24 protein-coding genes and 1 riboswitch are annotated in these 24,689 nt (G+C 35.1%); of the genes, 16 read left to right on the top strand and 8 right to left on the bottom strand.

Going from position 1 to position 24,689, the window contains the following annotated elements; genetic code table 11:
• Positions 1-12 precede the first annotated feature (12 nt).
• Positions 13-1,290 (top strand): hypothetical protein, encoded by a 1,278-nt coding sequence (locus tag NSS97_RS01895; protein WP_016126495.1) that lies wholly within the window; start codon positions 13-15, stop codon positions 1,288-1,290.
• On the opposite strand, the gene nhaC is transcribed toward NSS97_RS01895, so the two are convergent.
• The gene (nhaC, locus tag NSS97_RS01900; protein ID WP_002010164.1) at positions 1,287-2,708 is read right to left on the bottom strand and encodes a Na+/H+ antiporter NhaC; all 1,422 of its coding nucleotides are present in this window, start codon (positions 2,706-2,708) and stop codon (positions 1,287-1,289) included. The two genes, NSS97_RS01895 and nhaC, sit on opposite strands and share 4 nt — an antisense overlap.
• Before the next feature lie 289 nt (positions 2,709-2,997).
• Between nhaC and NSS97_RS01905 the strand changes: the two genes are divergently transcribed.
• The 3 genes from NSS97_RS01905 (at position 2,998) to NSS97_RS01915 (ending at position 5,623) form a co-directional block, all read left to right on the top strand.
• On the top strand, positions 2,998-4,113 hold the full coding sequence (locus NSS97_RS01905; RefSeq protein WP_002124929.1) for a M20 peptidase aminoacylase family protein: 1,116 nt from the start codon (positions 2,998-3,000) through the stop codon (positions 4,111-4,113).
• 151 nt (positions 4,114-4,264) lie between these two features.
• Positions 4,265-4,873, top strand: coding sequence for an SAM-dependent methyltransferase (locus tag NSS97_RS01910; RefSeq protein WP_341111339.1), 609 nt, complete (start codon positions 4,265-4,267; stop codon positions 4,871-4,873).
• A gap of 3 nt (positions 4,874-4,876) precedes the next feature.
• The gene (locus NSS97_RS01915; RefSeq protein ID WP_088004749.1) at positions 4,877-5,623 is read left to right on the top strand and encodes a hypothetical protein; all 747 of its coding nucleotides are present in this window, start codon (positions 4,877-4,879) and stop codon (positions 5,621-5,623) included.
• 53 nt (positions 5,624-5,676) lie between these two features.
• Here the strand turns inward: NSS97_RS01915 and ahpF are convergent, their stop codons facing one another.
• Complete coding sequence (gene ahpF, locus NSS97_RS01920) at positions 5,677-7,203, bottom strand: alkyl hydroperoxide reductase subunit F (RefSeq protein ID WP_341111344.1); 1,527 nt, start codon at positions 7,201-7,203, stop codon at positions 5,677-5,679.
• 14 nt (positions 7,204-7,217) lie between these two features.
• Positions 7,218-7,781, bottom strand: a complete 564-nt coding sequence (gene ahpC, locus NSS97_RS01925; RefSeq protein WP_000924420.1) for an alkyl hydroperoxide reductase subunit C — start codon at positions 7,779-7,781, stop codon at positions 7,218-7,220.
• A 590-nt stretch (positions 7,782-8,371) separates the two neighbouring features.
• Here ahpC and mtnK point away from each other — a divergent pair.
• The 3 genes from mtnK to NSS97_RS01940 are packed head-to-tail and all read left to right on the top strand — an operon-like array spanning position 8,372 to position 11,353.
• A complete protein-coding gene (mtnK, locus tag NSS97_RS01930) occupies positions 8,372-9,601 on the top strand; it encodes an S-methyl-5-thioribose kinase (protein WP_341111346.1) in 1,230 nt (409 codons plus the stop codon).
• Positions 9,602-9,613: 12 nt separating this feature from the next.
• Entirely contained in the window at positions 9,614-10,657 is a 1,044-nt protein-coding gene (mtnA, locus tag NSS97_RS01935; RefSeq protein ID WP_341111349.1) for an S-methyl-5-thioribose-1-phosphate isomerase, read from the top strand.
• Between the two features lie 54 nt (positions 10,658-10,711).
• On the top strand, positions 10,712-11,353 hold the full coding sequence (locus NSS97_RS01940; RefSeq protein ID WP_002010177.1) for an L-fuculose-phosphate aldolase: 642 nt from the start codon (positions 10,712-10,714) through the stop codon (positions 11,351-11,353).
• Positions 11,354-11,397: 44 nt separating this feature from the next.
• Here the strand turns inward: NSS97_RS01940 and NSS97_RS01945 are convergent, their stop codons facing one another.
• From NSS97_RS01945 to NSS97_RS01955, 3 genes are read right to left on the bottom strand one after another with little or no spacing between them, the layout of a single operon-like run.
• Positions 11,398-12,405 (bottom strand): FecCD family ABC transporter permease, encoded by a 1,008-nt coding sequence (locus tag NSS97_RS01945; protein WP_341111352.1) that lies wholly within the window; start codon positions 12,403-12,405, stop codon positions 11,398-11,400.
• Positions 12,402-13,442 carry a FecCD family ABC transporter permease gene (locus NSS97_RS01950; protein WP_341111355.1) on the bottom strand — a complete coding sequence of 347 codons (1,041 nt, stop codon included), beginning with the start codon at positions 13,440-13,442 and terminating at the stop codon, positions 12,402-12,404. Before NSS97_RS01950 ends, NSS97_RS01945 begins: the two co-directional genes overlap by 4 nt.
• A gap of 48 nt (positions 13,443-13,490) precedes the next feature.
• Entirely contained in the window at positions 13,491-14,408 is a 918-nt protein-coding gene (locus tag NSS97_RS01955) for an iron-hydroxamate ABC transporter substrate-binding protein (protein WP_000732562.1), read from the bottom strand.
• A 330-nt stretch (positions 14,409-14,738) separates the two neighbouring features.
• Between NSS97_RS01955 and NSS97_RS01960 the strand changes: the two genes are divergently transcribed.
• Positions 14,739-15,788: an NAD(P)/FAD-dependent oxidoreductase gene (locus NSS97_RS01960; RefSeq protein ID WP_002124939.1), complete on the top strand. Its 1,050-nt coding sequence runs from the start codon at positions 14,739-14,741 to the stop codon at positions 15,786-15,788.
• A 383-nt stretch (positions 15,789-16,171) separates the two neighbouring features.
• Here NSS97_RS01960 and NSS97_RS01965 read toward each other — a convergent pair whose 3' ends face one another.
• Positions 16,172-16,540 carry a hypothetical protein gene (locus NSS97_RS01965; protein WP_060751286.1) on the bottom strand — a complete coding sequence of 123 codons (369 nt, stop codon included), beginning with the start codon at positions 16,538-16,540 and terminating at the stop codon, positions 16,172-16,174.
• A gap of 174 nt (positions 16,541-16,714) precedes the next feature.
• Here NSS97_RS01965 and NSS97_RS01970 point away from each other — a divergent pair, with 174 nt between their 5' ends.
• From NSS97_RS01970 to NSS97_RS02000, 7 genes are all read left to right on the top strand, one after another.
• Positions 16,715-16,954, top strand: coding sequence for a helix-turn-helix domain-containing protein (locus NSS97_RS01970; protein ID WP_002029523.1), 240 nt, complete (start codon positions 16,715-16,717; stop codon positions 16,952-16,954).
• Between the two features lie 248 nt (positions 16,955-17,202).
• Complete coding sequence (locus NSS97_RS01975) at positions 17,203-17,727, top strand: hypothetical protein (RefSeq protein WP_002029525.1); 525 nt, start codon at positions 17,203-17,205, stop codon at positions 17,725-17,727.
• Between the two features lie 20 nt (positions 17,728-17,747).
• Positions 17,748-18,191, top strand: a complete 444-nt coding sequence (locus NSS97_RS01980) for a hypothetical protein (RefSeq protein ID WP_002029527.1) — start codon at positions 17,748-17,750, stop codon at positions 18,189-18,191.
• 178 nt (positions 18,192-18,369) lie between these two features.
• Positions 18,370-19,038 (top strand): DUF2642 domain-containing protein, encoded by a 669-nt coding sequence (locus NSS97_RS01985; protein WP_215574329.1) that lies wholly within the window; start codon positions 18,370-18,372, stop codon positions 19,036-19,038.
• 231 nt (positions 19,039-19,269) lie between these two features.
• Positions 19,270-20,535, top strand: coding sequence for a hypothetical protein (locus NSS97_RS01990; RefSeq protein WP_002016709.1), 1,266 nt, complete (start codon positions 19,270-19,272; stop codon positions 20,533-20,535).
• 143 nt (positions 20,536-20,678) lie between these two features.
• On the top strand, positions 20,679-21,905 hold the full coding sequence (locus NSS97_RS01995; protein ID WP_341111357.1) for an ATP-binding protein: 1,227 nt from the start codon (positions 20,679-20,681) through the stop codon (positions 21,903-21,905).
• 229 nt (positions 21,906-22,134) lie between these two features.
• The gene (locus tag NSS97_RS02000; RefSeq protein ID WP_033708170.1) at positions 22,135-22,518 is read left to right on the top strand and encodes a hypothetical protein; all 384 of its coding nucleotides are present in this window, start codon (positions 22,135-22,137) and stop codon (positions 22,516-22,518) included.
• A gap of 25 nt (positions 22,519-22,543) precedes the next feature.
• Here the strand turns inward: NSS97_RS02000 and NSS97_RS02005 are convergent, their stop codons facing one another.
• Positions 22,544-23,176: a cyclase family protein gene (locus tag NSS97_RS02005; protein ID WP_341111359.1), complete on the bottom strand. Its 633-nt coding sequence runs from the start codon at positions 23,174-23,176 to the stop codon at positions 22,544-22,546.
• An 84-nt stretch (positions 23,177-23,260) separates the two neighbouring features.
• Positions 23,261-23,373: riboswitch (SAM riboswitch) on the bottom strand.
• Between the two features lie 149 nt (positions 23,374-23,522).
• On the opposite strand from NSS97_RS02005, the gene NSS97_RS02010 reads away from it, so the two are divergent.
• Positions 23,523-24,632: a PRK06851 family protein gene (locus NSS97_RS02010; protein WP_341111362.1), complete on the top strand. Its 1,110-nt coding sequence runs from the start codon at positions 23,523-23,525 to the stop codon at positions 24,630-24,632.
• The last annotated feature ends 57 nt before the right edge of the window (positions 24,633-24,689 follow it).

Below are 24,689 nucleotides of genomic sequence, written 5' to 3' on the forward strand. Positions count from 1 at the left end.
GAGTTAGAGAAAATGATGATAAAAATTGCAGTTGTCGGTTCAAAAGAGTTTATGGAGAATCTTTTACCTATTGCTCATAAACTAGAAGAAATAGAGATTGATCCATATATTTACCTTCATCCGGCAGAATCTTCTGAACTATTAAAGCGTTTAAAACCTTGTGATGCTATCTTTTTCTCGGGTGCCCTACCTTATTATATGGCAAAAGAAATAAGAGAACAATTACCAATTCCAAGTGTATATTTGCAGCAAGACGAGACAACTGTCGCATCTTCACTCCTTTCTATAATATACCATCAAAGTATACAACCTCATAAAATTTCAATTGATTTAGTAGATCGTTCGTTTATTACAAATGTGTTCCATGACATCGGTCTAAAAGAAACGCCGCAAGTGATGGATTATGAAAATATGTTATGGAGTAATGATGAAATTAAGAGAATCATTGATTTTCATTTAGCTAAATATCAATCTGGAGAGGTTGATTTAGCTTTAACTAGTATTCACGCTGTCTACGATGAACTTCAAAAAATAGGGATTCCTTCAGAGCGTATGATAGATCCAACGCAATCAATTATACATGGGTTAAAAGATGCAAAAATAAAAGCTGAGTTAGCAAAAAGCCATTCAGCTACTGTTGGTGCTTGTATTATATCCTTTATAGAGTTACAAGAAAGCTCGCTTGAACAATTAAATGTAATTTCAAAAGAATTACGTGGTTCATTTAAACAAGTTGATGAAATGACTTTTATTTTGTATACAACTCGTGGTGATATTGAATTGAGTATAAAAACAAATACGATAGATCGTTTATTTATGAATATAGAAGGCGCAGTATCTATTGGATTTGGTTACGGAAAAACAGTAAATGAAGCGGAACAAAATGCAAAAATCGCTCGAGGTTTCGCAAAGAATAATCCGATAGAAAGCTGCTTTTATATACTAACAAGTGATAAAGAATTATTTGGTCCGTTCCCGAAAGAACAGAGAGTACAAAGTTTAAAAAACGATAATCCTGAATTAATGAAAATAGCGAAGGAAACGAAGCTTAGTCCTGCAAACTTGTCAAAAATCATTCAATTTAGTCAATCGCATCCATCATTGAAATTTACAGCGGCGGATCTTTCTGAGTACTTACAAGTGACTCGGCGATCGACGGAAAGGCTGTTAAAGAAATTAGTTGATTACAGGTATGCAAATATTTGCGGCGAGGAAATGCCCTATCAACAAGGGCGCCCTCGTGCAATATATGAGCTAAATTTACCGTTGTATTCGTTTCAAAAATTTTAAGCTTCTAGTTGTGCTTTTTGTTTTTTCAGTAGGTCTGCTTTTTCAATATCAGATAGCTTCGTAATTGTGAAGCCAGTTATACCATAAATGATTGAGATAATAGGTACGATGAAATTCAATATAGCATAAGGAGCATATTCGAATGCACCGACTCCAAGTGTTGCGAGTATAAATACACCACATGTATTCCAAGGTACGAAAACAGAAGTTAATGTTCCACCATCTTCTAATGCTCTGGATAAATTTTTAGAATGTAGTCCTTTTTCTGTGTACGCATTTGCATACATTCTTGAAGGAACAACAATCGAAATATATTGTTCAGAGCAAGTAAGATTCGTTGCAAAGCAAGATGCGATGGTAGAAGCGATAAGTCCTTTTGATGATGTCGCTAATTTTAAAATTTGATTTACAATTGAGCGAAGAATGCCAGTATGTTCTAGTACTCCGCCGAAAGTCATAGCGACAATTGTCATAGAAACTGTATTCATCATAGAGCTTAAGCCACCACGGTTAAATAGTTCATCTACTAGCTTGTTTCCAGTGTCTATGACAAATCCACTTTGGAGTGCACCGACAGCTGATGAGACAGAGCCACCTTGAATAAAGACTTGTGATAAGAATCCTAAAATAACACCTACGAGAATAGCTGGTATAGCAGGGACTTTTTTAGCGACCAATACCATAACGACTACGGGTATAATTAATAGGAAAGGCGAAATAACAAAGTTTTGTTGCAATACTTGTAACGTTTGATCGATGCTTTTTGCATCGATATTGTTATCGCCGAAGCTTCTTCCTAAGAAAGCATAGACGATAAGAGTAATAATTAAACCTGGAATTGTAGTAAATAACATATGACGAATATGTGTGAATAAATCTGTATTTGTTAATCCCGCTGCTAAGTTTGTCGTGTCTGAAAGCGGTGACATTTTATCGCCAAAATAAGAACCGGAAATTATAGCGCCAGCAACCATTGGAGCTGGGATTCCCATACTTAGGCCAATTCCCATTCCAGCAACACCGATTGTTCCCATTGTAGACCAAGAGCTACCGATTGCTAATGCAACGATAGAACAAATAATTGTAATTGAAACTAAAAATAGTGATGGAGTTAAAAGTTTTAAGCCGTAATAAATCATAGTAGCGACGATTCCGCCGCCAATCCAAGCACCGATCGTTAAACCTACAAGAATAATGATAACGATAGCGGGTAATGCAAGGCGAATTCCTTTATACATCGATTCTTCAATGTCATTCCATTTGTAACCGTATCGCCAAGCGACGATCGAAGCAACGGTTGTACCGATAATAAGTGGGACGTGAGGGCTTTGTTCTAATACAACAATTGTAACCATCATAACTGCAACTGTAATGATAATAGGGATTATTGCTATGCCAAAAGGTATTTCTCTTTTCATAAACTGCCTCCTCATTATGTATGTTTGTATTTTTAGAATTGTCGCAAAATAGACGTTATTAAGTTATAATAACTAAAGATAGATGTAAGCGTCAATATAAAAACAGAAAATATCGAATCTTCTATTTGTATGGATATCTTTATAAGATGAGTTGAAATCGGGTATTAACGGTATTAAAAAATAAACAATTGACTTTTTTCTTAAAATTCAATATGTTCATAAAAACATCTGTTTTTCATAAGTATAATTAATCTGAATGGTTTGTAATTAGGGGAAGGAGAATGAAGCTTTGAAAACATTAGAACTACAAGAGCGTTTAACTGAAATTTTTCAGCATTTACATGAAAACCCTGAAGTAAGCTGGAAGGAATATGAAACGACAGCTTATATTACTAACTTTCTAAAAGAAGAAGGAATTTCATATAAAATATTTGATGATTGCCCTGGCGTGATTGCTGAAATCGGAAGAGGGAATCCAGTTATCGCGATTCGTGCTGATATGGATGCACTATGGCAAGAAGTAGACGGAGAATTTAAAGCGAATCACTCGTGCGGCCACGATGCTCATATGACAATTGTGATGGGCCTTATTTTACAATTGAAAAATATGAGATGGGATAGTGGTACTGTTAGATTTATTTTTCAGCCGGCAGAGGAAAAAGGAAATGGTTCCTTAAAGATGGTAGAGAAGGGCGCCGTGGATGATGCTGATTTCTTATTTGGTGTTCATTTAAGGCCGATTGAAGAACTGCCTTTGAAACAAGCAGCCCCATCTATTCGTCACGGAGCTGCAGCATTTTTAGAAGGTATGATTCACGGAGATGATGCACACGGGGCACGCCCACATCAAGGTATAAATGCAATTGATGTCATTTCGATGATCAATATTGGATTGAAAAATATATGGTTACCGCCGCAGACGTCTTATTCTGTTAAGATGACGAGATGCCAAGCTGGTGGTGATAATCTAAATATTATTCCAGGTAACGGGCACTTTAGTTTAGATGTAAGAGCAGAAAATAACATATTACTAGATGAATTGAAGCGAAAAATAGAGCAAGTAATTCAGTCAGCTGAATCAATGGGATCTAAACTTTCTTATGAGTGGATTGATCTCGCACCAGGAGCTGAAGTGTCAGAAGAAGCTGAGCGTTTCATGCGGAAAGGCATTCTTGAAGTGTACGGGGAAGAGGGATGTACTGGACCACTGTATACGACAGGAAGCGATGATTTCCATTACTATACAGTGAAAAGACCCCATTTAAAAGCTGTCATGCTTGGACTAGGGGCGAACTTACAACCTGGATTACACCATCCGTATATGAAGTTTGATCATAGCTGTATAATGGATGGAGTAGAAATATTGAAACAAACTGTATTGAAAGTATTAGAAGACAGGGGCTAGAAAGCTCCTGTTTTTTTGGTAGGAATTTGTTGTTAAGTCGATATATTCGATTTCGCGATAATATAATTTCACGTACCAATTAATTTGATAAAAATGAGCATTCAGTACGTGGTGTATAATAATAGTAATATTTCTTAATAGGAGCAAACGAATGAACGAACAATATTACGATGCTGTATTAAATATAAAAACTGTCGGTGAGCAAAAAGGATTTAATAAGTCTATGCATTATCACCGTTATGAACCGACGCCATATAGCGGATTAGATGAGTTATTAAATCAATATGAAATAACAAGTAGCGATCGAATTGTAGACTTTGGGTGCGGAAAAGGGAGATTGAATTTTTACATGCACCATAAGTGTGGTGCTTCGGCCGTTGGGATTGAAATGAATGAAGAGTTTTATAAAGAAGCAATGGATAATCGTGATCGTTATGCGCGAAAAGTGAGAAACAGTAAAGATAAAATTCGGTTTGAATGTTGTTTAGCGCAGGAATATGAGATTGATTCGCGTGATAACCGGTTTTATTTCTTCAATCCATTTTCTGTCCAAGTGTTTATGAATGTAGTAAATAACATTTTGCTTTCAGTAGAAGCGGTGGAGAGAGAAATTGATATTATTTTATACTACCCTTCTGAAGATTATATTTTCTTCTTGGAGAATCAGACTGCATTTGAATTGAAGAAGGAAATAAGATTACCGGGTGCTTATGAGAAGAATGGGAATGAGAGGTTTTTAGTGTATAGATTGGAGCGTTAATGTATGGGGGCTTGGGGAGTAGCGATATTGTCAGATGATATTGCTAAAGATATTCAGTTAATTTATAAGGATTTGTTAGGAAATGAATATTCAAATGAAGAAGCAAGTAGGATTGTAATTGAGGAATACCAGACTGAACTAGATGATGAAGAGATTATTGTTTTTTGGCTAGCATTTGCTTGCATACAATGGAAGTTAGGAAGACTTCAAGAGAATGTTAAACTTGAGGCATTGCAAATAATAGAGAGTGGTGCAGATTTATCCCGCTGGGAGGATGAACCTAAATTACAGAGAAAGCGTGAAGTAGTGTTAAATAAACTTAGAGAACAGTTACATTCTCCGCAGCCACAAGCTAAAAAAGTACCGAAGAGATTTATAGCGAATACTTCTTTAAAAGCAGGCGATGCTGTTAGTTACGAATTAGTATCGGGGAATTATATTATTCTTAAAGTCATTGAGATTATTGAGGAATGGTACGGGGATCGATATCCTCTATTTGAAATGTGTGATTGGGAAGGGAAAGAGATTCCTTCAAAAGAACAAATTGACCAATTAGACTTAAAGAAAAGGATTTATGAAGATGGAAAGCAGGAAATAATTAAGCTTGCTATTTATTCTTCAGGAAAAAGAGATACCCCGGCCAAAAGAATACAAGTAGTAGCAGAAGATATAAATGTAGTATTAGATATAGAACCACCGTATGATTTAATATGTTGGAAGGCATTTGACGACCATTTACATACAATGTAATAAAAAAGACGCGTTACCAATAGGTAGCGCGTCTTTTACTCACGTCTATATAATTAGTTACGGATTAAGTAATCAAATGCACCTAAAGCTGCATTCGCACCTGAACCCATAGAGATGATGATTTGTTTGTACGGATTATTTGTACAGTCACCTGCACCAAACACTCCTGGTACGTTTGTAGCGCCGTGCTTGTCTGTTACGATTTCACCGCGAACGCGTTCAACTGTTTCGCCTAACCAGTCTGTGTTTGGCACAAGACCGATTTGAACGAATACACCTTGTAATTCAACATGGTGTACTTCTTCAGTTTCACGATTGATGTAAGAAATACCGTTTACTTTATCAGTACCAGTGATTTCTTTCGTTTGAACGTTTTTCAGAACAGTTACGTTTGGTAAGCTGTTAAGACGTTCTTGTAATACAGCATCAGCTTTTAATTCTGGCATGAATTCAAGAACAGTTACGTGCTTAACAATACCTGCTAAGTCGATAGCTGCTTCAATACCAGAGTTACCACCGCCGATAACCGCTACATCTTTTCCGATGAATAATGGACCGTCACAGTGTGGGCAGTATGCTACACCTTTGTTTTTGAACTCAGCTTCACCCGGTACGCCAACATTACGCCAGCGAGCACCTGTTGAAACGATTACGCTCTTACTTTTCAGAATAGCGCCGTTTTCAAGTTCCACTTCAATAAGTTCTTTTTTCTCTAAACGTTTCGCACGTTGTAGATTCATTACATCGATGTCGTATTCTTTTACGTGCTCTTCAAGGCTTGCTACTAGCTTAGGACCTTCAGTGCGTTTTACGCTGATGAAGTTCTCAATACCCATAGTATCCATTACTTGACCACCGAAGCGCTCAGCAACGATACCAGTGCGGATGCCTTTACGTGCTGCATAAATTGCTGCACTTGCACCAGCTGGGCCGCCACCAACAACAAGAACATCGTATGGATCTTTATCAGAAAGCTCTGATGCATCTGGACCGTTACCCATTTTAGCTAAAATTTCTTCAAGTGTCATACGACCGCTTCCGAAAGATTCGCCGTTTAGGTAAACAGTTGGTACTGCCATGATGTCTTTACTTTCTACTTCCTCTTTAAATGCAGCGCCATCAATCATAGTATGTGTAATACTAGAGTTTAGAACGCTCATCACGTTAAGAGCTTGTACAACATCAGGACAGTTATGACAACTTAGGCTGATATAAGATTCAAAATGATATTCGCCTTGAATGTTTTTGATTTGATCGATTAATTTTTGTTCAACTTTTGGAGCACGTCCACTCACTTGTAGTAAAGCTAACACTAATGAAGTAAATTCGTGTCCTAATGGAATACCAGCGAATACGACACCAGTGTCTTCACCAGGGCGATTTACGCTAAAGCTTGGTGTTCTCTCTAGTTCAACTTTTTCTACTGTAATCTTAGATGACATAGTAGCTAATTCATCTACTAGAGATAACATATCTTTAGATACGTTATCGTCTCCTGCGCTTACTTTAAGTAAAATATCGTTCTCCATTAACTGAAGGTATTGGGATAGTTGTGTCTTTATATCTGCATCTAGTATCATTTTGATCGAACTCCTTAGATTTTGCCTACAAGGTCAAGGCTTGGTTTAAGTGTTGCAGAACCCTCTTGCCATTTAGCTGGGCAAACTTCACCTGGGTTGTTACGTACGTATTGAGCTGCTTTAATTTTGTTAACAAGAATGCTTGCGTCACGGCCGATACCGTCAGCATTGATTTCCATAGATTGGATAACGCCGTCTGGATCGATGATGAATGTACCACGAGCAGCAAGACCTTCTTCTTCCATTAAAACGTTGAAGTTTGTAGTGATTGTGCGAGTTGGGTCACCAATCATAATGTATTCGATTTTGCCGATAGTTTCTGAGCTATCATGCCATGCTTTGTGAGTGAAGTGAGTGTCTGTAGATACAGAGTATACTTCAACGCCTAAGTCTTTTAGAGTTGCGTATTGGTTTTGTAAGTCTTCAAGTTCAGTTGGACAAACGAATGTGAAGTCTGCTGGGTAGAAACAAACTACGCTCCATTTTCCTTTTAAACTTTCGTCAGTAACTTGGATAAATTCTCCATTATGGTAAGCGTTAGCTTTAAACGGTTTTACTTCTGTGCCGATTAATAACATATTAAAATTCCTCCTAAAGGTTGGTTTTGAGCATCAAAAAATAGTTTGCTCATAAAATATATTTTTTAATTAACTATAATAATTCTAATTCGATATTAATTATCATATAGAAGTGGTTATTTTGTCAAGAGAATAAACCAACTTTATACCAATTTAATTAATATTTATTCTCAATTAAGGCTGCTAGGGAATTAAAAGGTAATTTTCAAGTCATAAATTTTCAATGAGTGTTTGAAAGAGTAGTGAGTATGTTAGAGACATGGTGTAAGTATAAATTCTTAGGAAGGGAATATTTCTTAGAAGTTGTAGATTTGAAAAGGAACTGCTTACTTCTATTTTACAAAGAATTGTGCAATAAATAAAACAAAATGTATCGGAATCTTTGTGAACAATTATTGTCATCATAAATATATATAATAAGAAGTATATTGCAATGAGAAATAGAAACATTGACGCTCATTTCTAACAAGATATAATAAAAGCGAGATATGTATTGCAATAGAGAAGATATAGTATAGATTGAAAAAATTTCAGTCTATTATTTTTTACGGCTTTTAGAAAACGTTTACATTTAGTGTGGAGGGGAAACCATGTCTAAGTTCACGAAGTATTTTTTAATGGAAGCTAAAGATGTGATTGCATATGTGCAAGAGAAATTACCTAAGTTCGAGCATGCAAAGGGGCTAAAGTGTAAAGAAATAGGTGATGGTAATTTAAATTATGTGTTCCGCGTTTGGGATGAACAGAAGAACCTTTCTGTCATTGTAAAGCAAGCTGGGGATACAGCGCGTATTTCAGATGAGTTTAAGTTGTCGACGAATCGAATCCGTATAGAATCAGATGTTTTGCGATTAGAAGGAGAGTTAGCATCTGGACTCGTGCCAAATGTATATTTGTTTGATAGTGTGATGAATTGTTGCGTGATGGAAGATTTATCAAATCACACAATATTGCGTACAGCACTCATAAATCATCAAATGTTTCCGAGGCTTGCTGATGATTTAACTACTTTTATGGTAAATACTCTTCTATTAACATCAGATGTTGTAATGAATCATAAAGAGAAGAAGGAACTCGTGAAGAATTATATAAATCCTGAGTTATGTGAGATTACAGAGGACCTCGTATATTCAGAGCCATTCACAAACCATAATAAACGCAACGAATTGTTTCAATTAAATGAAGGATGGATTAGGGAGCATATTTATAGTGATAAAGAGCTTCGTATGGAAGTAGCAAAACTTAAGTTTTCGTTTATGACGAATGCACAAGCGCTACTTCACGGTGATTTACATACTGGTTCTGTTTTTGTAAAAAGTGATTCTACAAAGGTTATTGATCCTGAATTTGCTTTTTATGGACCTATGGGATATGACGTTGGGAATATAATGGCGAATTTAATGTTTGCTTGGGTGAATGCAGATGCAGTGATGCAATCTGGTATTGAGAAAGATACATATATGAACTGGATAGAATCTACCATGATAGATGTAATTGATTTATTTAAGAAGAAGTTTTTAGATGCTTGGGATATTCATGTGACAGAGATTATGGCGAAGGAAGAAGGCTTTAACCGAGTTTATTTACAATCTGTATTAGAGGATACATCTGCAGTGACGGGTCTTGAGCTAATTCGTCGTATTGTTGGTCTAGCGAAGGTACAGGATATTACTTGTATTGAGAATGATGCAGCGCGTGCTAGAGCGGAGCGAATTTGTCTTCAGGCAGCGAAGAAGTTTATTTTACAAGCGAATCAATATGAAACAGGTAGTAGCTTTGTAGAAACGTTAAAAAAACAGTCAATGCATAGTGCGAAATAAGGGGAGAAGATGATGGCAGAGCAATTAATACCAATTCAGTGGAAAGATTATGCTTTAGTGTTATTGGATCAAACGGTATTACCGAACGAAGTAGTCTATGAATCTTTTAAAACGGCTGAGGGTGTGTGGGATGCGATTCAAGTAATGAAAGTACGAGGAGCGCCGGCAATAGGTGTTTCAGCAGCCTACGGTGTGTATTTAGGAGTAAAGGAAGTTGCGGAAAGTTCGGCGGAAGAATTCATAGCGGAAGTAAAAAAGGTATGTGCATACTTAGCGACATCAAGACCGACGGCAGTAAATTTATTTTGGGCGCTTGAAAGAATGGAAAGTGTCGCGAAAGAGAATGCTCACTTATCAATTGCGCAGTTGAAAGATAGATTATTAGAAGAAGCAAAAGAGATTCATAGAGAAGATGAAGAAATTAACCGTCAAATTGGAGAACATGCATTAACATTATTCCATGATGGCATGGGGGTATTAACGCATTGTAATGCAGGTGCGTTAGCAACGACTAAGTATGGCACTGCGACAGCTCCAATGTACTTAGCGAAAGAAAAAGGATGGGACTTAAAAATCTATTCCGATGAAACACGCCCTAGATTACAAGGTTCAACGTTAACGGCATTAGAACTGCAGCGAGCGGGAATTGATGTAACGGTCATTACAGATAATATGGCGGCAATGGTCATGTCACAAGGGAAAATCGATGCAGTAATCGTTGGATGTGATCGTGTAGCTGCAAACGGGGATGTAGCAAATAAAATTGGAACATTAGGTGTTTCGATTTTGGCTAAATATTATAACATTCCGTTTTATGTAGCAGCACCAACGCCGACAATTGATTTGAAAACACCGACAGGAAAAGAAATTCCAATTGAAGAAAGAGATGCTTCTGAAGTGATCAATCGTTTTGGACAATATTCTGCTCCGAAAGAAAGTAAAGTATATAATCCGGCATTTGATGTTACGCCATATGAAAATATAACAGCGATTATTACGGAAAAAGGGATTGTGAGAGCACCGTTTATGGAGAATTTAAAAAAGCTATTTCAATAAGTAGATAGTTTTTAGAAAAATAGTCATCATAAGTTTCTTACTAGGGGGATGTATATGTTACTGCAAAAAGAAAGAGAAGAAGTTGTAGCGTACGGAAAGAAAATGATTTCTAGTGGTTTAACAAAGGGGACTGGCGGTAATATTAGTATTTTCAATCGTGAACAAGGTCTTGTTGCAATTAGCCCAAGTGGCCTAGATTATTATGAAACGACGCCTGAAGATGTAGTTATATTGAATTTAGATGGTGAAGTGATAGAAGGAGAGAGAAAACCATCAAGCGAATTAGATATGCACCTTATCTATTATAGAAATCGTGAAGATATAAATGCGCTTGTACATACACATTCTCCTTATGCGAAGACAATCGCATCATTAGGATGGGAACTTCCTGCTGTATCATATTTAATTGCTTTTGCAGGTCCGAATGTTCGCTGTGCACCATATGAAACATTTGGTACGAAGCAATTAGCAGAGGCTGCCTTTGAAGGAATGATTGATCGTCGTGCAGTTTTACTTGCGAATCATGGTTTAATGGCTGGTGCAAATAATATAAAAATGGCGTTTACTATTGCAGAAGAAATAGAGTTTTGTGCTCAAATTTATTATCAAACGAAAAGTGTCGGAGAACCGAAATTACTGCCAGAAGACGAGATGGAGAATTTGTCGAAGAAGTTTGAAGGGTATGGACAGCAGTAGAATGAAATGAAAACACCCTCAAGAAAAAATCTTGAGGGTGTTTCTTACACTTTCTTAAGCAACAAATACATAAAGTAAGGTGCACCAATTAAAGCAACGACAATACCGGCTGGAATACCGCTAGGTTCGACGATATTTCGTCCAATTGTATCCGCTAGTAGTAATAACCATCCGCCGATTAAAACGGCGATAGGGATGAATATTTGATGCCTTGGACCTACTAAAGATTTGGCGATGTGAGGAGCCATAAGTCCGATAAAGCTAATGCCTCCTGTTACGGAAACAGCAGCGGCAGCAAGTGCAACGGCTGCGATTAATAAGTATCTTCGTTCTTTTTCAATTTCAATTCCAACACCGATTGCTACTGGCTCGTTTAATGCTAGTATATTTAATCGATTTGCTTTATAGAAGACAAATGGGATTAATACGATTAGCCATGGAAGCATTGCTAAAACAAATGTCCAGTCATCTCCCCAAATGTTTCCGGCAATCCATTTGGCAATAAAGTCCACTTTCATACGATCAGCGGATGAGATAAGGACAATCATTATTCCAGATAGTGCAAATGAAAAACCGATGCCGGTTAATGTTAATCGTATTGGCTGAAGTCCTGTTGATTTACTATATGAAAATACGTAAATTAGAACAGCTGTTAGAAACGCACCGATAAATCCAACGACCGGTAGTAGGTAAAGGAATGAACCTACGTCTATTGGGAAGTATAGAAAGAAAAAAGCAACTGCAACACCAGCACCAGAGTTAATCCCGAGAATACCAGGTTCAGCTAAATCGTTTCGGGTAATACCTTGTAATACAGCACCTGATAAAGCGAGTGCCATACCAGCTAATAATGTAATGACGATTCTAGGTAGCCTTAAAGAATATAAAACGAATTCTTCTTTAAATGTACCTTGTCCCATAAGTGTTGGGATTAATCTGTCATAGGAGAGAGCGGCAGAACCGAGTCCCATTCCAATTACAATTGTTGTGATGGTAAGTATGAGTAATGCAAGTATGATAAGGCGTTGTTTCTTTAGAATAGATTGCATCATGAGAAAGTTCTTCCTCCTTTACGTACAATAAATAGGAAGAATGGTAATCCTACAATTGCGACGATTGCAGCAACTGGTGTTTCATACGGAGCGTTAATTGTACGTCCGATTGTATCTGCGAGCAGCATAAAGGAAGCACCAGCGATCGCTGACATCGGTATAACAAAACGGTAATCTGGTCCAACGATTGGACGAACCATATGAGGTATCATTAAGCCGATAAATGCCATGTTTCCGACAAGCGCTACAGAAGCACCTGCAAGCAAGATAATAATGATAAATAAAATCGTTTTAATGACGATAATTTTTTGACCGAGTCCAACGGCAACTTCTTCACTGAAACTAAGAACTGTTAATTTCTTTGCAAGTAAGATAGCGATAAATATACTTATTGAAATAACCGGAATAATAATTTTTAATTGGCTCCAACTCGTTCCAATTACGCCCCCAGCCGTCCACATTGATACATCTTGTGAAATTTTAAAGTAAATGCCAACACCTTCTGAGATTGCAAGTAGAAATGCTGAAACAGCAGCACCAGCTAATACAATTCGAAGAGGGGAAAGTCCGCCCTTTTTCACCATGCCAATTCCAAATACCATAATAGCGCCAATTGCAGCACCGATAAAGCAAGCTAGTGTTAAGTAAAGGTAGCTTATAGAAGGATTGAAGGCAAGTGTTAGTGCAAGTGCAGCATTTGCGCCACCAGTTAGGCCAAGTAATCCAGGATCGGCAAGTGGGTTTCGCGTTAATCCTTGCATAATTGCACCAGAAACAGCGAGTCCAGCTCCTACAAAAATAGCAGCAACTTCACGTGGTAAACGTATTTCACGAAGGATGGATAGCTTATCTCCTTTAGCAGAGGAAGTAAGTGCTAACCATACGTCTTTTATAGAAGTATCTGCAGCGCCTAACACCATTGCAAACATAAAAATAAGAAAAAATGCAATGATACTCAAAATTAATTTGTATGTAAAAGCGTTGGAATGTAGGTTGTCTTGCTCTTTTTTCATTCGTTTCACATCTTTTCTTTTCATAGAATAAAGGAAGAGGAATTCTTAAATTAAGAATTCCTCATGTTTGTATTATTGACCAAGAAAGCTCTTCTTGAAGAAGTCTAGTTGGAAATCTAATGTAAGTGGATCATTGAAATAGAATTCCATCATGTTTGCTTCATATACACGATTATTTTTTACTGCTGGAATGTTTTTATATGATTCTGTCTCTTGGAATGAGTTATCAGTATCTTTGTTTTTACTTACGATTAAGTAATCACCAGCAAACTCAGGTAATACCTCAGTAGATAATGCGTAGTATCCTTCTTTTAAAGCTTTTTCTTTTACTTTTTCAGGCATTTTTAATTTCATTTCTTGGTAAAGAATTTCTGTTCCACGGCCCCAGTTTTCGCCGTATACGTAAAGCTGTTTGTTGAAGTTTTCAACAACAGAAACTGTTGCATCTTCACCAATCTTCGCTTTAATGTCTTTTCCAGCTGTTTGTGCGCGTTTCTTGAAATCATCAACCCAAGTTTTTGCTTCTTTTTCTTTATTTAATAATTTACCGATTTCTAAGTGTTGTGTTAAGTAATCAACTTTTCCGTAAGTGTATGTTACAGTAGGAGCGATTTTCTTTAACTTATCAACATTTTTAATATTTGATAAACCAATGATTAAATCTGGATTTAATTCTGCAATCTTTTCAACATTTTCATCTGATACTTCAGCGACATTTTTCAGTTTGCTATCGAAACGTGGGTTTTGTTTAGACCATGAATCTACCCCAACAAGATTTACACCTAATGACATTACGTTACCAGCGAATGATGATAGGACAACAACACGTTGTGGATTTGCTGGAACTTCTACTTTACCATTTTCAGATTGGTATGTAATTGTTTCTGATTTCTTACCTTTTGCGTCGTTCTTCTTGTCTGTTGAACCGTTGCTACAAGCACTCATAACAAGGACGAACAGAACTGTTAGTGAAATAAATAATTTTTTCATCGTCTTTCTCCTTTTGATAGATGATATGTGATATACAATAAATTGTTTAGCTTTGATCTTTTGAAAAGTTAGTGGTAATACAAAAGTCTTATTAACAATCTTGAACTTGAGATTTTACCATGTAGTATTCACCATAGTAATAGAAGAAGATGTAATCTCGCAGTTGCTAATAATTAACAAATTGATAATGATTATCACTATTGATTCTTTAAATACTATAATTTTATATAGGTGTATTGTCAATAGTGATTTTGATTGTAAAATTTATAAAAACAAGTTATATTTTATTGAGAATGATAATCAATTATTGGTAGCTGAGGAGTGACACGAATGAATCAAGAAGAATTGTTTGATGTAACTGTGATAGGCGGAGGACCTGCAGGGCTTTATTCAGCTTTTTATAGTGGACTAAGAGAGATGAAAACGAAAATAATAGAATTTCAACCACAGTTAGGTGGAAAAATACATGTTTATCCGGAAAAAATGATTTGGGATATTGGCGGATTATTACCGGTTACTGGTGAGAAATTAATTGAGCAACTTGTACAACAAGGATTAACATTTCAGCCTGAAGTTGTATTGAATACAAAAATAGAATCAATTATTCGTAATGAAGAGGGTATTTTTACGTTGAAAACAAGCTCTGGGGAAGAACATTTTTCAAAAACAGTGATCGTCGCAACTGGGAGTGGTATATTGAATCCACAAAAGTTATCAATTGAAGGTGCTGAGAGATTCGAAGTCTCAAATTTAAATTATACAGTTAAATCGTTAAAACGTTTCAAAGATAAAACGGTAATTATTTCAGGCGGAGGGAACTCTGCAATTGATTGGGCAAATGAATTAGAACCGATTGCGAAAAAAGTTTATTTAACATATAGAAAAGAAGAATTATCTGGTCATGAAGCACAAGTAAAACAACTTATGAACAGTTCGGCAGAATGTTTCTTTAATACATCGATTACAAAATTAATTGCTGGTGATAACCATGAAGCGATTGAATATGTAGAATTAACAAATCATGAAACAGGAGAGATTTCTCATTTATCTATCGATGAAGTTATTATTAATCATGGATATGAACGTGATATTACATTATTGGAAAATAGTGAGTTAGATGTTGCAATTATAGATAATTTTTATATTGCAGGTAATGCAAATAGTGAGTCGTCTGTAGATGGATTATATGCTGCTGGAGATATTTTAAAGCATGACGGGAAATTACATTTAATTGCAGGGGCATTCCAAGATGCTGGAAACGCTGTGAATAAAGCGAAACAATTTATTCAACCTGATGCAAGTGAGTACGGAATGGTTTCTTCTCATAATGAAGTATTTAAGAAGAGAAATCGAGAATTGATTAAGCAGATGATGAAATAATAAAGTGAAACTTTAATCAGTGGGGGGGTCCATCCCCCCACTGATTATTAGCCTTCACCAATCGGGCTTTTACGGGCAGGTGATCTCCCACCTAACTCCCTCGCACTCGCTGAATTTTGAGGTGGGGGTCTTACTGCCCACAAATAGCGGGATAAAGGAACAAGTATACCCCCATTTACTTCTCTATTCGTATGGATGAGAGAGGTAAATGGGGGTTTTCCTGTTTATTATATCTTCAATCATTATCATGACACCGGTTTCATTAGTTCTTGTCATATGAATGTATTTCTTTAACAAGGGAATACAAAGACTTGAACGTTTTATTTGTAAATCTGTCTAGAAAATAATGAATCTACATTTGGTTCGCGCTGTCCATTATAAAATTATGCGGTCCCTTTTGCCTGTTCATTAGGAAATGGCATATTTAGTATAGACGTAATGTATTGTTTTCCGTGTTTTCGAGCTAATGATTCTAATATTTGGCGAACGCGTTTTGTAAGATGACCTTGTTTTTTTATAGCCTCACAATATGCGTCATAGAAAACGTATTTAGCCCAAAGGAAATCATCTTGTTGGAATAAGAAATGATTTTTGTACCATTCGCCAATTGTATGATAGCAATTGTTTTCATGTACTGCTGCACTTTGTGAAAGAATACGATCGGATAAAGAATTAGATAGATGAGAAATTGTGTTTTCTGTTTCAACTTGTAATGTTTTTTCTAACATTGTAATGATGTGACGAGTAGCCATATGTTAACTCTCCTTTGTGTAATACCATTCTATATTTAAAAAAATACTTACTATACTATTATACAATATATGGAATGCATCTACCTGCTTTTTAATTTGTATTTACAAAATCTTTTTTATTTGTTTACAAAAATAAAGTAAGATACATTATATATATGAAAAAATAATAAAGGAATGAACACATTGTATATAACGATAGAAGAGGCTGCGGAGTATTTGAAATTACCAAAATCGTATGTTGAAGACTTAATTCAGCAAAAGAAAATTCGTGCACTGTTTGATGGAGAGCAATATTTAATAAACAAGGAACAGTTTAATACACATTTAGAACAAATGGAGAAATATAAGCAGTTAGTGGAAGAAATATTAAACGAACCAATTCCAGAAGATATGGATGTTAAAGACGAAGATTAAATTTATAAAAATCCCCCGTATTAAGATATGCAGAAATGTATCTTAATACGGGGGATTTTTATATTAAGGGATGAAAAAGTCATCCGAAATCCTAGAGTTACTTTAAGGGAAAGAAGATTTTATAGGGATTAGTACTATTAGTTAAAAGCATATTTTTTCATAGCGGGGACAAACATAGCGAACATAACCTGTACAGATACATATACTATCAGTGCAAAAGCTTATAAATTAATGGAAGGGGTTTTCTCGTGAGTTTATTTCATTGGGATTTTTTGAAAGAATTAATTGGATCTTATGTAAGAGTAAACAGAGGTGGACCGGAATCTCAAAAAGGAATAATAGTGTCAGTATGTACGGACTACGTCGTATTACAGAATGAAAAAGGAGAGTACCATTACTACCAGCTTCGCCATCTGAAAAGCATTACAAAAAATACGAAAGATGGTGGGATAGGTGATTCTGTATGGTCGGAAGAAGACAGTGCAGAAGACTTTGAAACGCTACTTCAAGGCTTCAAATACCGCTGGGTGAAAATTAATCGTGGTGGTCCAGAGAAAGTTGAAGGTATTTTACAAGACGTTTCTTGCGATTATGTAACGTTAATTATAAAAGAAGAAGTGGTATTAATTGCACTATCTCATATTAAGAGTGTTAATTATAATGCACCAGTAAGTGGAGAGAATAGTGATGAGAGTAGCGATGAGAAAAGTAATGAAAATAGTAATAATTCAAGTCGCGCTCGTGCACAAAGACAATCAAGTAGAGGAAGATAATAAGAAAGGAGGGTACAAAATTGGAGAGTGTATTATGCTGTGATCAAATTAAAGGTTTAGTCGGTGAAAATGTAAAAGTAAATCTTCGCGGACCAGAAAGTAGAGTAGGTGTACTCGTATCATTAGGAAAAGATTACCTTACACTACAATTGCCTCTTGGAGAATTAGTATATTACCAGTTGAAACATGTGAAGAGTCTAGTTAGGAAAGTGAAAGAAGCACCGGGAGAATATGGTTCATATTTCTATGCTGATGAAGATACTTTTTTAGATGTATTAAATGACTTGAAGTATAAATGGATAAAGATTAATCGTGGTGGACCAGAGTGTGTGGAAGGTTTATTAAGTGATATACATGATGGAAGTATTACACTAGTAAACGGTGATGAGGTCATTTATATAATTAATTCTCATATTAAGAGTGTGAGTCAAATAGTTAAAAACAAAAAGAATGAAGAAGAATAATGTTTAATAAATAAAAGGGGCATTATGATTGAAAGTGAAGAACGATTTCATATTTTGCTGCAATAATTTCGCGGTATATGAAAAAGAATTCTTACTATTAAAAGACAGAACATTGCCCCTGATTATTTTTTTGAAATGGAAGACAGAAAAGCGCAATTTCATAGAAAGGAGGATATAGATGAATGAGTTAAACAAGAACATTGGGGAAAATATATACGTTAAATTAATCGGTGAAAGAAGGTTTAGAGGTATATTAATTGATGTAGGGAATGATATTGTTGTTCTTTACAATGGACAAGACTATGTATATATATCTTTATACCATATCCAGTATTATAAATTTTTAAGAGAGCATGAAGAAGAAATATTAAAGCCTGGTGTGGACTCTGTAATTAAGAGGGAATCACCTTCAATTTCTTTGAGAAAAGTATTAATCACATCTAAAGGGATTTTTACAGAAATTTATGTGGCAGGAAATGTTCCGATACACGGTTATGTTACAAGTGTAATGAACGATTATATTGTTTTTTATAGTCCAGTTTATAAAACAGTATATATATCTTTAAAGCATTTGAAATGGCTAATTCCTTATAAAGAGAACCAAGTCCCTTATTCCCTCAATAAAAATGAACTCCCCGTAAATCCATTAAATATTACTTTAGCGAGAACGTTCGAAGAACAGCTTATTAAAATGTCTGGGAAAATTATGGTGTTTGATTTAGGTGAAGAATCTAATAAAATCGGAAAGATGGCGAAAATTGATGAAGGGCATATTGAAATATTAAAAGCACGTGATGCAAAAATGTATGTAAATATTCAACATGTAAAATCTGTCCATTGTCCGTAGACTAGTTGAAAGGGCTGGCTTTTTCTTTTATATATAGGGAAGAAAAGGTCGAGCCTATTTGTTTAATTCGATTTGGATATGAGGGGGAAATGAATTGAATATCATATAGGTATGTTAGTGTGATCTTTGAAGGGGCAATCTTGTACTAAAGGTGTACGAGCTACCTTTTTGTGTATTCAACTCACTTTTGAGGAAGTGCTGCTCAACTACTTTATTAAAGGGGTTTTGTTTGTGGAGCAGTTTCCAGATTCGTTTTCGATTACATTACTTGGCAGTGCTGGTGGAGCAGCAAAAGCAGTGTTAGCAATTTTGAATCAAGCGGTAGTAAATGAAAAAGATCCAATTTATGAAGTGATAAAGAATGTGAACTTCCATTTAGTGGATATAAAACAAAAAGATAAAAGTTATTATGATGAGTTGTTTCCAAATTTGAAAGAGCAATTTTTTTTATATGAAATAAACCTTCAAGATGTAGTCAAATTTAAACATCATTTAAAGGAAAAAAGAACGAAGGTTGTTATTGATGTTTCAGGTGCAGATACAATTAGGGTACTGAGTTGTTGTAATGACCTTGGCATTTGTTATATTAATTCGGCTTTGGAAAATGAGGCAGTAGATCAAGACGATAGTTTACTTGGTTTTCAGCTTACGGAAAGGTATACGAGGTTTGAGAAGGAGAAAGAAACATTTACAAATACAAGAGCGATTATAGGCTCAGGTATGAATCCTGGTGTTGTTCAATGGATGGTTGTTGAGCTTATGAAAGAACGTCCAAATGAAAAGCCGCGAGCATGCTATATTGTAGAACATGATAATTCATTTTTGAATGATAAAGAGCTTATAAAACCTCATACACTTTATGCATCATGGGCAGTTGAGCGTTTTCTTGATGAAGCGATATGGAGTTATCCTATGTATATGAGTCATCATCGTCCACTTTACTTTTATGAGGATGTATATGCTTCAGAGTATAAAGTAAAGTTAGGTGAAAAAGAATTTTATGGTTGCTTAATGCCACATGAAGAAGTTTTAATTTTAGGGAAATCTTTTAATATGGAAGTGGGTTTTCTTTATCGGATCAATGAGTATACAACAAACTTAATTAGACAGAACTTAGATAAAGTGGAAGATTTATGGAATTGGAATCGTAAAGTATTTAATCCAGCAGAAGATGATATTATAGGAGAAGATTTAGTCGGTGTGTTACTCGTTTATGAACATAATGAGACATACATGTATAATGTAATGAATAGTAGCCAAGTTTTTCAAAAATATAAAACAAATGCGACGTACTTCCAAGTAGGGTGTGGAATTTATGCTGGCTTATGTAGTTTACTGTTAGATACTTTTGGACAAGGGGCTTATTATGTAGAAGAATTATTATTAAATACTGAAAGTAAGTATGGGGAATATTTAAATTTATATATGAAGGATTTTGTAGTAGGACATAATAATTTTACAGATGGATTGCTAAATGATAGGGTAAGATGGATATAAATTGTAACTGAAAAGGAAGGAGCTGTATCTCCTTCCTTTTAGTATTAGAAGGTTACATGTTGCCCTGAAAGCAATTTCATAATTATAATTTAAAGAGATAACACTTGAAATGTTTTTTTGTATTGATCAAGAGGAGTTTTTATATGAACAAATACAAGAGCTTGATTTATGAAGAAAGAGAAGCTTTAAAAGTATTTATATTATTATTCTATATTATATTCTTTTTATATGACGTTATCTATTATTTTGTTTATCCCGCTATGAATATTAATGAAGCAAGGGTAGGGTGGCCAGAAGGTGGTATGGGAATAGGTGTATATATATTAGTAATATCTTTATTTCCTATTTCAATATATCTTCAAAAACAAGGTTATGTATATTTTGTGAAATACTTATTTTTAATTGGGTACATGCTTATTGATCTTATTAATAACTTAATGATTTATTTACACAGTGATCGTGTTTTTGAAAATGGAAATATGGTTGAAATATTTTTAATTCTATTTGCACCGATTTTCGTGAACAGAAAATATTTTTATTTCGTTTCCTGTAGTGTAATTGGAAAATATGTATTTTTTACTTTGATATTACAAGATGTAAAAGTTGTGATTCCGCTTGTATTATGTATATTCTTTTTCATCATTTCGCATTCTTTATTAAAGAGATTTCAATCTTATGTAAGGACAGTTGTTGAGATGATGAACAGTATGAAAGAGACAGAAAATTTAGCGGTTATTGGGACTATGTCTACAACAATCGCTCATGAAATTCGAAATCCATTAACAGCTTTAAAAGGATTTACACAAATTCAAAAAGAAAGAAATCCTGAAGATACGATGAGCTATGAGATTATGCTGCAAGAAATTGAGAGAATTAATGGGTTTGTTAGTGAATTGATGTTATTAGGAAAACCGAAACCAACAAATTATGAATGGTGTAATATAGGGGAAATCCTTTTATATGTTGTACAGTTAATGGAAAGCTATGCGACTCAATATAAAGTGAAATTTAATTTGCAAGTAGATGGAAATTTACCCGTTATAAATGGTGATGATAAGCAATTAAAACAAGTGTTGTTAAACATCATCAAAAATGGAATTGAATCGATGCCAGGAGGCGGGGATATTCGGATTCTGGCATATGAAAAAGCTGGAGAGAACTTGTGTATTTCTGTTGAAGATCAAGGTCTTGGGATAGAAAATGAGAAAATAGAAAAGATCGGAAAAGCTTTTTATACAACAAAAGAGAATGGTACAGGTCTTGGATTAATGATTACATATAAAATTATTGAAGAACATCAAGGGAGTATCGCGATTGAAAGTAGTATGGGGATAGGAACGAAAGTGGAAATTTATTTACCAACAGTGTAGTGCATGAGGCGAAATTACTTTTCAGAAAAGTGTTCTTGTTGTGTAAATATAAACATTTTATAAAATGTTTCAAGAAGGGTTTTTTTTATAAAAAACTTCGTTTATAATGGAGGAAAATATCGACATAGGGCTTTTAGCTCATGTAACGGTTCAGTAGTGTTATGAAAAGAAAAGAAGGGGTGCACGCGCATCCTTTTTTCTATGCAGATATGATGAAAGGGGTGGTATGATGGAATTAACATTAAATTCGACTGTATGTTTACACACGATTCAATTTCGAAAAGAGCAAAAGAACTATATTGTAAAAGATACGATTACAGGAGAGACATATGAAATGCCGCCACTTTGGATTGATGCACTAGCAATGATGCGTGACGGTTTTTTATTGGGAGAAATTGAGGAGAAATTAAAAGAAGAATATCCAGCAGAAGAAGTAAATATGGTAGCATTTACGAGGCAACTGTTAGAGCTAGAACTTGTCGAAATGGTAGATGGAGAAGAGATAGCTTGTACAAAGAAGAAAGATAAAGATTATTTAGCTTGGATACGCCCAAGGGTGGAGCAATTCTTTTTTAACTTAAATAAAAAATATAAAAGCAAAGGTCAAAAGTGATCTTTGCTTTTTTTGTAGACCATGTTTAAAAAATAACAGCGAATGCCCTTGCGAAAGCACCGTCACTATTTTTAATTTTTAAAGGTGCTGCTGAGAAAAAGAATCGTTTCGCTTTAATGGCATCTAAGTTTGTTAAGTTTTCAATTAAGTAAATATTATTTCCTAACAGTATGTGATGAATCGGTGATGTTTCTGTCGTTACCTCATCAGGAGAAATAAAATCTAAACCGACAGATTTTACTTTTAATTGAACTAGTTCTTCAGCTAATTCTTCGGAAAGATAAAACGCTTCTTTCTCATAAGCTTCGGTATTCCATTTATTAGATAGATTGGAATGGAAAATGACAATATCGCCTTCTTTTATGTCGACAGTATGTAATACTTCCTTAGTTAATTTTCGCTCTTGAACATGAGTCACATCGATAAGAACAGCTTCGCCTACAAATTGATTTAGGGGTAATTGATCAATAGTGGTTGCGCCTGAAATGAAATGAGCAGGCGCATCACAATGCGTACCAACATGAACGACAGAATGAAAATTCGTAACTTGATAACCTGTTTCTTCAACGCTTGTAATGGCTTCTAGTTGGATTTTTGGTGTTCCAGGAAATTGAGACATATTATTTTCAAACGTTTGTGATAGATCAATTACTTTCATTTTACATACCTCCAATATATTTTTTCAAATAATAAAAAGCCCATCCTTCATAATCAAGAAAGATGAGCTTTACATACTAGTTGAGTTTTATCTTCCAAAATGCAATGCATTTTGCAGGAATTAGCACCTATTCAGTTTGCATAAACTGAGGTTGCTGGGCTTCAAAGGACCGGTCCCTCTGCCTCTCTTGATAAAGGTTTATTCGGTTTTAAATTCGGAATATTTTTGATATTTAAATTGTAATTCATTTCCTTTTTTCGTGCAATACAAATTAGGTGTTCACCCAAATAAAGTTGCTCGCATATTGTAGCTTATGTAAGTAGACTGTTGCGAAGGAGTGAGTGCAGTGACAGGGAATGTATTAAATTATTATGCCGGTGGAAATACAGCTAGAGGATTTCACAGCTTATACGAAGAGAATTTGAAGGGGCTAGACAGGTTGTTTATTTTAAAGGGAGGCCCAGGAACGGGAAAATCTTCTTTAATAAAGGCAATAGGGCGTGAATGGGTTGAAAAAGGATATGATATTGAACTTTTGCATTGTTCTTCTGATAATAAGTCAGTTGATGGGGTGATTATTCCGAAATTAAAAGTAGGAATTGTTGATGGAACATCACCGCATGTTATTGAGCCGAAAATGCCAGGAGTTATTGAAGAGTATATAAATTTAGGAGTTGCTTGGGACTCAGATAAATTAAGAAAGCAGAAGTTAGAAATTGAACGGTTTGTATCAGAAGCGGGAAAGGCTTTCAAATCTGCTTACGGATGTTTTAAAGAGGCATTAGTTATACATGATGAGTGGGAGAAAATATATATTAATAACATTGATTTTAATAAAGCAAATGAACTAACAGATCGGCTAATTCAGAAATTATTTGCAGATAAAAAGGGAAAACAATCGATTGTGAAACATCGTTTTTTAGGAGCTGCTACACCGAAAGGAGCAGTTGATTTTGTTCCTAATTTAACAGAAGGATTACCACATCGTTATTTTATAAAAGGACGCCCGGGTTCTGGAAAATCAACAATGCTTAAAAAGTTATCGAAGGCAGCAGAAGAAAAAGGTTTTGACGTTGAAGTATATCATTGCGGATTTGACCCGAATAGTCTTGATATGGTTATCGTAAGAGAATTAGGATTTGCAATTTTTGATAGTACCGCACCACATGAATATTTTCCAAGTCGCGAAGGTGATGAGATTATAGATATGTATGCTCTTATTGTTAAACCAGGGACGGATGAGAAGTATGCTACAGAAATTCGTGACGTTTCCATCCAATATAAAGCAAAAATGAATGAGGCAATGTCTTTCTTAGCAAAAGCAAAATCAGTTCGTGATAAATTAGAACGAATTTATATTGCTGCTATGGATTTTTCAAAAGTGGATGCATATAAAGAGGAGATTCAAAATGAGTTTGAACGCATTGCGGCTACTGTAATGGAAAAGAAAAAATAGGTGCTTTATTGAGCTGTCAGAAATTTTCTGACAGCTGTTTTGGTATATAGTAAAATT

Origin of the sequence: Bacillus sp. FSL R12-0074 (assembly GCF_038005725.1) — a bacterium.
GTDB lineage: Bacteria > Bacillota > Bacilli > Bacillales > Bacillaceae_G > Bacillus_A > Bacillus_A mycoides.

Bases quoted from the DNA above. Each gene is read 5' to 3' on its own strand.
- NSS97_RS01895 (WP_016126495.1), top strand. From the start codon at position 13: ATGATGATAAAAATTGCAGTTGTCGGTTCAAAAGAGTTTATGGAGAAT.
- nhaC (WP_002010164.1), bottom strand. From the start codon at position 2,708: ATGAAAAGAGAAATACCTTTTGGCATAGCAATAATCCCTATTATCATT.
- NSS97_RS01910 (WP_341111339.1), top strand. From the start codon at position 4,265: ATGAACGAACAATATTACGATGCTGTATTAAATATAAAAACTGTCGGT.
- NSS97_RS01915 (WP_088004749.1), top strand. From the start codon at position 4,877: ATGGGGGCTTGGGGAGTAGCGATATTGTCAGATGATATTGCTAAAGAT.
- ahpF (WP_341111344.1), bottom strand. From the start codon at position 7,203: ATGATACTAGATGCAGATATAAAGACACAACTATCCCAATACCTTCAG.
- ahpC (WP_000924420.1), bottom strand. From the start codon at position 7,781: ATGTTATTAATCGGCACAGAAGTAAAACCGTTTAAAGCTAACGCTTAC.
- mtnK (WP_341111346.1), top strand. From the start codon at position 8,372: ATGTCTAAGTTCACGAAGTATTTTTTAATGGAAGCTAAAGATGTGATT.
- mtnA (WP_341111349.1), top strand. From the start codon at position 9,614: ATGGCAGAGCAATTAATACCAATTCAGTGGAAAGATTATGCTTTAGTG.
- NSS97_RS01940 (WP_002010177.1), top strand. From the start codon at position 10,712: ATGTTACTGCAAAAAGAAAGAGAAGAAGTTGTAGCGTACGGAAAGAAA.
- NSS97_RS01945 (WP_341111352.1), bottom strand. From the start codon at position 12,405: ATGATGCAATCTATTCTAAAGAAACAACGCCTTATCATACTTGCATTA.
- NSS97_RS01950 (WP_341111355.1), bottom strand. From the start codon at position 13,442: ATGAAAAGAAAAGATGTGAAACGAATGAAAAAAGAGCAAGACAACCTA.
- NSS97_RS01955 (WP_000732562.1), bottom strand. From the start codon at position 14,408: ATGAAAAAATTATTTATTTCACTAACAGTTCTGTTCGTCCTTGTTATG.
- NSS97_RS01960 (WP_002124939.1), top strand. From the start codon at position 14,739: ATGAATCAAGAAGAATTGTTTGATGTAACTGTGATAGGCGGAGGACCT.
- NSS97_RS01965 (WP_060751286.1), bottom strand. From the start codon at position 16,540: ATGGCTACTCGTCACATCATTACAATGTTAGAAAAAACATTACAAGTT.
- NSS97_RS01970 (WP_002029523.1), top strand. From the start codon at position 16,715: ATGAACACATTGTATATAACGATAGAAGAGGCTGCGGAGTATTTGAAA.
- NSS97_RS01985 (WP_215574329.1), top strand. From the start codon at position 18,370: ATGAATGAGTTAAACAAGAACATTGGGGAAAATATATACGTTAAATTA.
- NSS97_RS01995 (WP_341111357.1), top strand. From the start codon at position 20,679: ATGAACAAATACAAGAGCTTGATTTATGAAGAAAGAGAAGCTTTAAAA.
- NSS97_RS02000 (WP_033708170.1), top strand. From the start codon at position 22,135: ATGGAATTAACATTAAATTCGACTGTATGTTTACACACGATTCAATTT.
- NSS97_RS02005 (WP_341111359.1), bottom strand. From the start codon at position 23,176: ATGAAAGTAATTGATCTATCACAAACGTTTGAAAATAATATGTCTCAA.